Origin of the sequence: Streptomyces sp. NPDC050549 (genome assembly GCF_040655035.1) — a bacterium.
Lineage (GTDB): Bacteria > Actinomycetota > Actinomycetes > Streptomycetales > Streptomycetaceae > Streptomyces.
On record NZ_JBFAJD010000048.1, the window covers coordinates 57,667 to 67,227 of the forward strand.

At 70.8% G+C, this 9,561-nt stretch carries 8 protein-coding genes and 2 pseudogenes; all 10 read left to right on the forward strand.

Annotated elements, in window-relative coordinates; translation table 11 throughout:
• Positions 1–193 precede the first annotated feature (193 nt).
• A complete protein-coding gene (locus AB0I51_RS41960; protein ID WP_362983682.1) occupies positions 194–2,425 on the forward strand; it encodes a nitrate- and nitrite sensing domain-containing protein in 2,232 nt (743 codons plus the stop codon).
• A complete protein-coding gene (locus AB0I51_RS41965; RefSeq protein ID WP_362983684.1) occupies positions 2,422–2,850 on the forward strand; it encodes a roadblock/LC7 domain-containing protein in 429 nt (142 codons plus the stop codon). The genes AB0I51_RS41960 and AB0I51_RS41965 overlap by 4 nt, the downstream gene beginning before the upstream one ends.
• On the forward strand, positions 2,847–3,203 hold the full coding sequence (locus AB0I51_RS41970) for a DUF742 domain-containing protein (RefSeq protein WP_043681268.1): 357 nt from the start codon (positions 2,847–2,849) through the stop codon (positions 3,201–3,203). Before AB0I51_RS41965 ends, AB0I51_RS41970 begins: the two co-directional genes overlap by 4 nt.
• Positions 3,187–3,786, forward strand: a complete 600-nt coding sequence (locus tag AB0I51_RS41975) for an ATP/GTP-binding protein (RefSeq protein ID WP_362983686.1) — start codon at positions 3,187–3,189, stop codon at positions 3,784–3,786. Before AB0I51_RS41970 ends, AB0I51_RS41975 begins: the two co-directional genes overlap by 17 nt.
• Positions 3,787–4,189: 403 nt before the next feature.
• Entirely contained in the window at positions 4,190–5,995 is a 1,806-nt protein-coding gene (locus AB0I51_RS41980; protein ID WP_362983688.1) for an FAD/NAD(P)-binding protein, read from the forward strand.
• Positions 5,996–6,097: 102 nt separating this feature from the next.
• Positions 6,098–7,174, forward strand: a complete 1,077-nt coding sequence (locus tag AB0I51_RS41985) for an LLM class flavin-dependent oxidoreductase (protein WP_362983690.1) — start codon at positions 6,098–6,100, stop codon at positions 7,172–7,174.
• Positions 7,171–7,398, forward strand: a pseudogene (locus AB0I51_RS41990) (F420-dependent methylene-tetrahydromethanopterin reductase); the annotation flags it as partial. The gene AB0I51_RS41985 and the pseudogene AB0I51_RS41990, both read left to right, overlap by 4 nt.
• A pseudogene (locus tag AB0I51_RS41995) lies at positions 7,397–8,023 on the forward strand (DUF1684 domain-containing protein); the annotation flags it as partial. The pseudogenes AB0I51_RS41990 and AB0I51_RS41995, both read left to right, overlap by 2 nt.
• 201 nt (positions 8,024–8,224) lie before the next feature.
• Positions 8,225–9,124, forward strand: coding sequence for a S1 family peptidase (locus tag AB0I51_RS42000; protein WP_362983692.1), 900 nt, complete (start codon positions 8,225–8,227; stop codon positions 9,122–9,124).
• 160 nt (positions 9,125–9,284) lie between these two features.
• Positions 9,285–9,561, forward strand: a 277-nt coding sequence (locus tag AB0I51_RS42005; protein WP_362983694.1) for an SPFH domain-containing protein, incomplete at its 3' end; no start/stop codon positions are given.

The window sequence follows — 9,561 nt, forward strand, 5'->3', positions numbered from 1 at the left end:
GTCATCACCGTTGTATACGGCCGACTCGCGGGCCATTGCCGACCTGCGAGGCCGGGCGGTCCGTGTTTCGGCGCGGTAAAACAAAAACATGATCCGGTGACCGGTGTGCCGTGAGGGTCGTTGGGCGGGAGCAGAACCATTTCTGCCTCAGGTTCGACTCTTGATCAACTCACCACCCACTTAAGGCACTTCAGTGGACGTCACAACAAAAGCGACCACCAGCATCCGCGCCAGGCTGCTGAGGATTCTGATCCTCGCCCTCGCGGTCCTGCTCGCCCTGCTCGGCATCGCGGCCACCGAGCAGATCTCCGCCTACCGCAACGCCTCCGCGACCGCCGACAACGCCCGCCTGGAGATCACCCTCCAGGGACTCGTGCACGAACTGCAGAAGGAGCGCGGGCTCACCACCGGATACGTCGGCGGGGTCCGGCAGTTCAACGCCAAACTGCCCGCGCAGCGCAAGGCGACCGACGCCGCGCGCCAGAAGCTGGACGTGGCCCTGAAGGGGCGCGAGGACTCGGCCGCCGGTTCCGTGCGCGAGTCCCTCGGCCGCCTCGACGGCCTGGCCGGGATCCGCAAGGACGCCGACGACCGCACCGGCGTGGTGAAGGACACCTTCGACTACTTCACCACCACCATCACCGTCCTCGACCGGCTCGACCTCGGCCTCGAAGACGTCCACGACGCCACCCTGCGCGACGCCTACCAGGCCCTCCAAGTCCTCGGCAACGCAAAGGAGTTCACCGGCGAGGAGCGGGCCATCGTGCTCGGCTCGGTACGCGCCGGGAAGTTCCGCGGCGACGACTACGGCCGGTTCATGGAGATCCGCGCCGGACGCCTCGCCGCCCTCGCCGCCTTCCCGCGGTCGGCCACCGCCGTGCAGGAGCGGCGGCTGGACACCGCCCTGACCACGCCGGACGCCGAGCGCGCCCTGGCGTACGAGAGCAAGGCGGTGCACGGCACCGGGAAGCTGAAGTCGAGCGCCATTCCGCCCATGGCCTGGTGGGATTCGATGACCTCCACCATCAACGGGATGCGCGGCGTACAGATCAGCCTCGGCACCGATGTCGAGAACCGGGCCGCGCAGCTGGAGAGTTCGGCCCAGCGCGACCTGCTGCTGTTCCTGCTGCTCGCGCTCGGCACGGTCGCCGCGCTCGGTGCGCTGGCCCTCGACTGCGTCCGGTCCGTCTCCTCGCCGCTGGTCGAACTCGCCCAGCAGGCACGGGAGGTGGCCGGGAGCCGGCTGCCGCAGGCAGTGGCCGCCGTACAGGACGGCTCGTCCGGGGCGGCGCCGCAGCCGCCCGCCCGGCTGGTCGTCGCCGACCGGGCCGGGGCCGAAGTCCGGGAGGTGGCCGAGGCGTTCGACCGGGTGCAGCGGTCCGCCTTCGATCTCGCCACCGAGCAGGCCGTGTTGCGGCGCAACGCCACCGACTCCCTGGTGAGCCTCGGCCGCCGCAACCAGAACCTGGTGCGCCGTCAGATCAGTTTCATCAACAAGCTGGAGCACGAGGACGCCGACCCGGCGACCCTCGCCAACCTCTTCGAACTCGACCATCTGGCCACCCGTATGCGCCGCAACGCCGAAAGCCTCCTCGTGCTCGCCGGAGAGTCCAGCCCCCGTCCCTGGTCCACCCCGCTGGCGGTCAACGACGTGCTGCGCGCCGCGCTGTCCGAGGTCGAGGAGTACCGCCGGGTCACCCTGCGCCGGATCGAGCCCGCGTTCGTCACCGGCTCCGTCGTCGTCGAAATCGCCCACCTGCTGGCCGAGTTGGTGGAGAACGCGCTGAGCTTCTCGCCGCCGGACTCCGACGTGGAGATCGAGGGGCGGCGCACCAGCGCCGGTTATCTGATCGCGATCGTCGACCACGGGCTCGGCATGGACAACCAGGCCATCGCCGAGGCCAACGTACGGCTCTCCGGGACCGCCAGCTTCATGGCCGAACCCACCCGGTTCCTGGGCCACTTCGTGGTCGGCGCACTGGCCCGCAAGTGCGGTATCGAGGTACGGCTCGGCGAGGCGCCGGCGGCCGGTGTGGTCGCGCGGGTGCTGATCCCGGCGGCGCTGCTGACGGAGAAGGCGGTCGAGGCGAAGCCCTCGGTCCCGGCACCGAGAAAGGCGGAGACGGACGTGGAGCCGAAGCCCGAACCGGCGGTCGCCCCGGTGGCCGCGAAGGGCGGTTCGTCCGCCGCGCGCACCCGCAACGGCCTGGTCAAGAGGCCGCAGCGGAGCGGTATCGCGGCAGCGGTGAGCGAGACCGACCGGACCGACCGGACCACCCCCACCGCACCGCCCAACCCGGAACGGACCCCCGAACAGGTCTCCGGGATGCTCTCCACCCTGCGCAGCGCCCACATGCGGGGCGGGATCAGCGTCGAGAAGGAGAAGCAGCAGAACGCCGAGACGAACGAGGGTGCCGCCAAGTGACCGCCGTCGACACCCAGCACGAGTCGCAGACCTTCAACTGGCTGCTCGCCAACTTCGTCAAGAGCACCGACGGCGTACGGGACGCGGTCGCCGTCTCCTCCGACGGACTGCTGATCGCCGTGTCGGACGGGCTCGGACGGACCGAGGCCGACCATCTCGCCGCGATCGTCTCGGGGTTGAGCAGCCTGGCCCGCAGTGCGTCCAAGCGGTACAGCTTCGACGGGGTCAAGCTGATCATGATCGAGATGGGCCGGGGTTTCCTGCTCGTCTCGGCGATCCGGGACGGCAGCTGTCTCGGTGTCCTCGCCGACAGCAGCGGTGAACTGGGCCTTGTCGGCTACGAGATGGCGGTGCTCGCGGAGCGGGCGGGTGATCTGCTCACTCCGACGCTCATCGCCGATCTGCGGCAGGCGTTGCCACGGTGAACGGTGAACAGTCCAGGGACGTAGAACCTGAAGAGGACGCGACGTTCGTCCGGCCGTTCATCATCACCGGCGGCCGGTCCGAGCCTCTCCAGGCGGATCTGCGGCTGGAGACGCTGGTCGTCGCCGTCGGCGTGCCGGATCCGTCGCTCGCTTTCGAGCGGCGCCACATCGTCGCGGTGTGCGAGCGGCCGACGACCGTCGCCGAGGTCGCGCACCGGGTCGGTGTGCCTCTCGGAGTGGCGAAGGTGCTGATCTCCGACCTCGTCGTCGCCGGGCAACTCGCCTGCCGGCAACCCGCGGAGCTGCCGCTCCCGATGCTCGAAAGGATCAGGGACCATGTCCGGGCGCTCTGACAAGATCGTGCCGCTGGCCGTGAAGATCGTGGTCAGCGGCGGCCTCGGGGTCGGCAAGACCACGTTCATCGGGGCCATTTCGGAGATCGAACCCCTCGACACCGAGGCGGCGATCACCCAAGTCTCCGTGGGCGTCGACTCGTTGGTGGGGGTCGAGGCGAAGACCACCACGACCGTCGCCCTCGACTTCGGACGGATCACGCTCGATCCGACGATGACCCTGTATCTGTTCGGGACGCCCGGACAGGACCGGTTCTCGTTCCTCTGGGACGACCTGGTGGAGGGCGCGCTCGGCACGGTCGTCCTCGTGGACACCCGGCGGATCGAGGACTGCTTCCCGGCGGTCGACTACTTCGAGTCGCAGGGCGCGCCCTTCGTCCTCGCCGTGAACCGCTTCGACGGCGCCGACCGGTTCGACGTGGAGGAGGTCCGGGAGGCGCTCGGGCTGAGCGCGGAGGTGCCCGTGCTGGAGTGCGACGCGCGGAACCGGGACTCCGTACGCGATGTGCTCGGTGCGCTGATGGACCGGGTGATCGGGGTCCGGGCGGCACCACGACGGCGTACGGCCGCGCTTACGCGGTAGGGGTGGTGGAGGAAGTGCGGACGGAACCCGAGGGGAGGGGTGCGTGTGAAGGCGGAACGGGTGGAACGGGAGAACACGTGAAGCGCACGGTCAGAGGGAGATTCCGGCGACCGGGACGCGCAGTGGGTCAGCTCAACAGGAAGACGACCACACTCGACCGAGGTCGATGTGGGAGCGCTTGACCAGCCACTGCTGCGGATGCATGAACCAAGTGGAACAGGCATCCGGTGGGGCGTCAACCGAGATGAGACGTACTGCTCACAGTGTGGACTTCCTTGACAGCGAGCGGAAACGGCGCCGTACAGTCGGTGGACGGTCCTGCTGAGGGGCTCGGCCGTACGGTGCCGCCAGGCGCCCTGTGTGAAGGCATCCGCCCGTGTTGCTCACGTCACGGAGTCTTCGCATGTCTTCCGACATTCCCGCCCCCGTATCCGCCGCCCCGAGCGCAAAACCCTCACTCGTGATCGTCGGGGCCGGGCCGCGGGGGACCGGTCTCATCGAGCGCATCGCCGCCAACGCGCCGGAGCTGTACGCCGGTTCGGGCATCGAGGGTTTCGACGTCCACCTCGTCGACCCGCATCCGCCGGGCGCCGGACGCATCTGGCGCGCGGCCCAGTCGCCGCTGCTGTGGATGAACTCGCACGCCGAGGACGTCACCATGTTCACCGACGAGACGGTGGTCATGGACGGCCCGGTACGCCCCGGCCCCACGCTGCACGAATGGGCGGAGATCGAGGGCTCCACCTTCGCCGACCGGCAGCTCCAGGGCGCTTATCTGCGCTGGGTGCACGAGGAGGCCGTGGCCGCGCTGCCGCCGGGCGTCACCGTCCACCACCACCAGCGGCGCGCCCTCAGGGTGAGCGGCTCGCGCGAGGGGCGCCAGCAGGTGTGGCTGGAGGGCCGTCCGCGCCCGCTCCTCGCCGACCTCGTCGTCCTCGCGATCGGCCACCTCGACGCCGAACTCGACGACGAGCAGCGCGAGTTGGCGGCCTACGCCCGCGCCCACGACCTGGTCCACCTGCCGCCCGACTTCACCGCCGACAGCGACCTGACCTCCCTCGCGCCCGGCGAGAGCGTCATCGTCCGCGGCTTCGGGCTCGCCTTCGTCGACCTGATGGTGCTGCTCACCGAGGGGCGGGACGGACACTTCGAGGGCGAGACCTACGTCCCCTCGGGCCAGGAGCCGGTGCTGTACGTCGGCTCGCGGCGCGGAGTGCCGTACCACTCGAAGATCGGTTACGAGTGGACCGGCGAACGGCCGCCGCTGCCACGGTTCTTCGGACCCGCGGAGGTCGACGCGCTGCTCGCGCGGTCGGAGGGGTTCGACTTCCGGCGGGACGTATGGCCGCTGGTCGAGAAGGAGTTGGGGTTCGCGCACTATCACCGGCTGTTCGGTACGCACCCCGAGCGGACGACGATCGCCTGGACCGACTTCGAGGAGAAGTACGCGGCCGGGGACGCGGCGGAGCGTGAGGCGCTCGTGGCGTCCGTCGTGCCCGATCCCGCCGACCGGCTCGACCTCGCGGCGCTCGACCGTCCGCTGCACGGGGTGCGGTACCCGTCGCAGGAGGCGTTCCAGGAGGGCCTGCGGGCGTACGTCGAGGCTGATCTGAGCCGCCGTCACGATCCCTCCCGCAGCCCGGACCTGGCGGTCTTCCTCGGACTGCTCTCCGTCTACGGGCAGTTGATCCGGCTCGGGGACATCGGACCCCGGTGGCACGGCTTCTTCAGCTGTCTCGCCTCCGGGCCGCCCGGACCCCGGCTGCGCCAACTGCTCGCGCTGTCCCGGGCCGGCATCGTGCGGTTCGTCGGCGCGGACATGGCGGTGGCCGCCGAGGACGGGGTGTTCCGGGCGTCCAGTCCGACCGTGCCGGGCGTCACCGTCGAGGCGCGGGCGCTCGTCGAGGCACGGCTGCCCGAGCCCACCGTCGGGCGCGCCCTCGACCCGCTGCTGCGTGAACTGCACGCCGACGGCGCCGTGGAGACCCCGGAGGGGCTGCTGCGGGTGGACCGCACCGACGGCCGGATCCTGGACGCGGCCGGGCGCCCGCACCCCCGGCGCTTCGCGCTCGGCCCCTACACCGAGGTCCGGACCCCCGGCGCCTTCACCCGGCCGCGTACCGGTGGGCCCGCCTTCCGGCAGAACGACGCCACCGCGCGGGCCGTGCTGGCATTCCTGCGGGACCTCGCGTGTCGGGCCGCCGCGTAGGTTCCGCGCCGGTCGGTGAAGTCCCGGGCTTCATCGAGGACTTGGCCCTCTCCGAGGTGCTCCCGGAGAGGTGCTCCCGAACGACAGGAAGGCTTCCCTCCCATGACCTCCTCGCACGGCCGGGGCCTGCATCTGGCCGCCGCCGTCGACCAGCGGTCGGCCTACGACGCCGGCTCCTACGTCGAGTTGGCGCGGCTCGCCGAGAGCGGCGGCCTCGACTTCGTGACGCTCGACGACTCCTTCGCGCGCCCCGGCCCCGACGCCCTCGCCGTGCTGTCCCGGGTCGCCCCGGCGACCGGCCGGATCGGCCTGGTGCCCACCGTGACCGTCACCCACACCGAGCCTTTCCATGTCCAGGCCGCGGTCGCGACCCTCGACTGGGTCAGCCGGGGCCGGGCCGGCTGGCGGATCGACGTGTCGACCACCGAGGGCGAGGCCCGGCTCTTCGGCCGCCGCCATGCCGCGCCCGCCGACGCGCTGTGGCAGGAGGCGGACGAAGTCGCCCAGGTGGTCGCCGAGTTGTGGGACAGCTGGGAGGACGACGCCGAGATCCGGGACACCGCCACCGGCCGCTTCGTCGACCGCGACAAGCTCCACTACGTCGACTTCCAGGGCTCGGAGTTCTCCCTCAAGGGCCCCTCGACCGTGCCCAGACCCCCGCAGGGCCATCCGGTCCGCGTGGTCGACGCCACCGAGGGCCAGGCCCGTCGGACGGCCGCCCGGTTCGCCGACGTGGCCCTCGTCCGCGCGGCGAGTTCCGCGCAGGCAGGTGTCGTACGGGCCGAACTGCGCGCGTCCGCCGAGAAGTTCGGCCGCGATCCCGACACCCTGCGGGTCCTGGTGAGCCTGGTCGTCGACCTCGGCGACGGCGAGCACGCGGCCGAGCCGGGCCACGGCGGGGGCGGCCCCCGGCAGACCGCGCACGGCCCGCTGTACCGGGGCGGCCCGGTCGACCTCGCCGAACTGATCGCTGCCTGGCACGGCGACCGCACCGCCGACGGCTTCCACCTCACGCCCGTCGAACCCCGCCGCGACCTGGAACGGCTGGTCAACGGCACGGTCGCGCTGCTCCAACACCGGGGCCTGTTCCGCACGTTCTACCCGGGCAGCACGCTCCGCGAGCACCTGGGCCTGGCCCGGCCCGCCAACCGGTACGCCGTGGCCGGGGGAGCGTCATGACCGTACGAGCCCGCAGGAAGATCCATCTGGCGGCACACTTCCCAGGCGTCAACAGCACCACCGTGTGGGCCGATCCGCGGTCGCGGTCGCAGATCGCCTTCTCCTCGTTCGAGTACCTCGCGCGCACTGCCGAACGCGGACTCTTCGACTTCTTCTTCCTCGCCGAGGGGCTGCGGCTGCGCGAACACAAGGGCCGTATCCACGACTTGGACGTGATGGGCCGGACTGACCCTCGATGGGGAACCCTTCACCGGCTCGGTCCGCCTCGGCGTGGACACCGGCCCGGTGGGCGCGGCCCGCGTAGGCCTCGGCGAGCGCCGGCTGGTCGTCCTGATTCGCGAGGGCGCCTGGTGCGTGCGCGACTACGACCCCGACTCGGCTGCCCGGCGCGCGTTCCGGGGTATCGAGGCGACAGCCTACGATCCGCGCTTCTCGGTGCCGGGGCGCTTCACGCCGTACGACACACGGCGCATCGTGCGCATCGACGCGGCGGACGGTGTCCGGCGCGGGCTCGGGCTCTCGGGTGAACTCGCCTTCCGGCTCGGCGGGTCGGAGGTGGCGGTGCAGGACGACGGCAGGTTGTGGGCGGTGTTCGCCGACTCCACGAGCGGGGACAGCAGTTACCGGTTCCGGTTCCTGTATCCGGACGCGCCCGATGCCGAGGGGCGCACGACGGTGGACCTCAACCGGGTGGTGCTCCCGCCGTGCGCGTTCGGCGACCATTTCATCTGCCCTTTCCCGCCGCCGGGGAATACGCTGGGCCTCGCGATCGAGGCGGGGGAGCGCACCCTTCGGCAGACCGGGCATCGGCCCTGGTGGGCGGTGAGGTGGCGGTCGGCGGAGGGGTGATCAACTCGCGTAGATCGTGGGCAAGTTGAAGGCTGCACGGCCGAAAGGCGCCCTTGCGCCCGTCGGCCACGCGGTCGAATACTCCCCCACAGCGCTTGTCAGGGACACGGCTTGTTCGAAAACCGGACGCCCGCCCCCGACTGCGCCTCACGGGCCCCGACCCCACGCGGGCCCCCGAATTCCCCTAGGAGGGAACGAAACGTGAGGATCAAGCGCACCACCCCCCGCAGCGGAATCGCGAGACGGGCCGGGCTGATCGCCGTGGCCACCGGATTCGTCGCCGCTGCAGCGTTCGCCGTCCCCACCGCGAACGCGAGCGAAGCCCGGACGTTCAGCGCGACCCAGCTCTCCGCGGCCAACTCGTCCGTGCTCAAGGCCGATGTCCCGGGCACCGCCTGGGCGGTCGACAGCAAGACGAACCGTGTCGTCGTCACCGTCGACAGCACGGTCTCCCAGGCCGAGATCGCGAAGATCAAGTCGCAGGCGGGCAGCACCGCCGACGCGATCACCATCAAGCACACGGCCGGTCAGTTCAAGAAGCTGATCACCGGTGGCGACGCCATCTACGGCGGCGCGTACCGCTGCTCGCTCGGCTTCAACGTGCACAGCGGGAGCACGTACTACTTCCTGACCGCCGGGCACTGCGGCGAGGTCGCCTCCACCTGGTACTCCAACTCCGGTCACACCACGGTGCTGGGCACGAACGTCGGCTACAGCTTCCCGACCAACGACTTCGCGCTGGTCAAGTACACCAACACCTCGATCGCCCACCCGAGCGCGGTCGGCAGCCAGACCATCTCCAGCGCGGCCACCCCGGCCGTGGGCACGACCGTCTACCGGCGCGGTTCCACCACCGGCACGCACAGCGGCCGGGTCACCGCCCTGAACGCCACCGTCAACTACGGCAGTGGTGACATCGTCTACGGCATGATCCAGACCACGGTCTGCGCCGAGGGCGGCGACAGCGGCGGTCCGCTCTACGGCGGCACCGTGGCCTACGGTCTGACCTCGGGCGGCAGCGGCGACTGCACCTCCGGCGGCACGACCTTCTTCCAGCCGGTCACCGAGGCCCTGAGCTACTACGGCGTGAGCGTCGGCTGACGTCCGCCTGATCTCTTCCGCTCCGGACTGCAGCCGGCAGCGGGTGAGTCCCCGTACGCAACTGGCGTGCGGGGGCTCGCTCTTGTGCGGAGCGCGGAGTTACCGTCGTGGTATCGGAGCAGGCACCTGATGCGCCCACGTCGGACCCTGGGGGGCCGTGATGGTCGAGGAGCTGGTGACGGCGGGAGTGACACTCGCGTCCGTCGGAGCGGTGTACACGATGGCGGCGGCGCGAGTCGTCAAACAGTACGAGCGGGGAGTGGTGTTCCGGCTCGGCAGGCTCCGGCCGGAGGTGCGCGGACCCGGGTTCACCATGGTCGTCCCCTTTGTGGACAAGCTCCGCAAGGTCAACATGCAGATCGTCACGATGCCGGTGCCCGCGCAGGAGGGCATCACCCGCGACAACGTGACGGTCCGGGTGGACGCGGTCGTCTACT

Coding starts and splice junctions, on each gene's coding strand:
- AB0I51_RS41975 (WP_362983686.1), top strand. CDS start 3,187: ATGTCCGGGCGCTCTGACAAGATCGTGCCGCTGGCCGTGAAGATCGTG.
- AB0I51_RS41980 (WP_362983688.1), top strand. CDS start 4,190: ATGTCTTCCGACATTCCCGCCCCCGTATCCGCCGCCCCGAGCGCAAAA.
- AB0I51_RS41985 (WP_362983690.1), top strand. CDS start 6,098: ATGACCTCCTCGCACGGCCGGGGCCTGCATCTGGCCGCCGCCGTCGAC.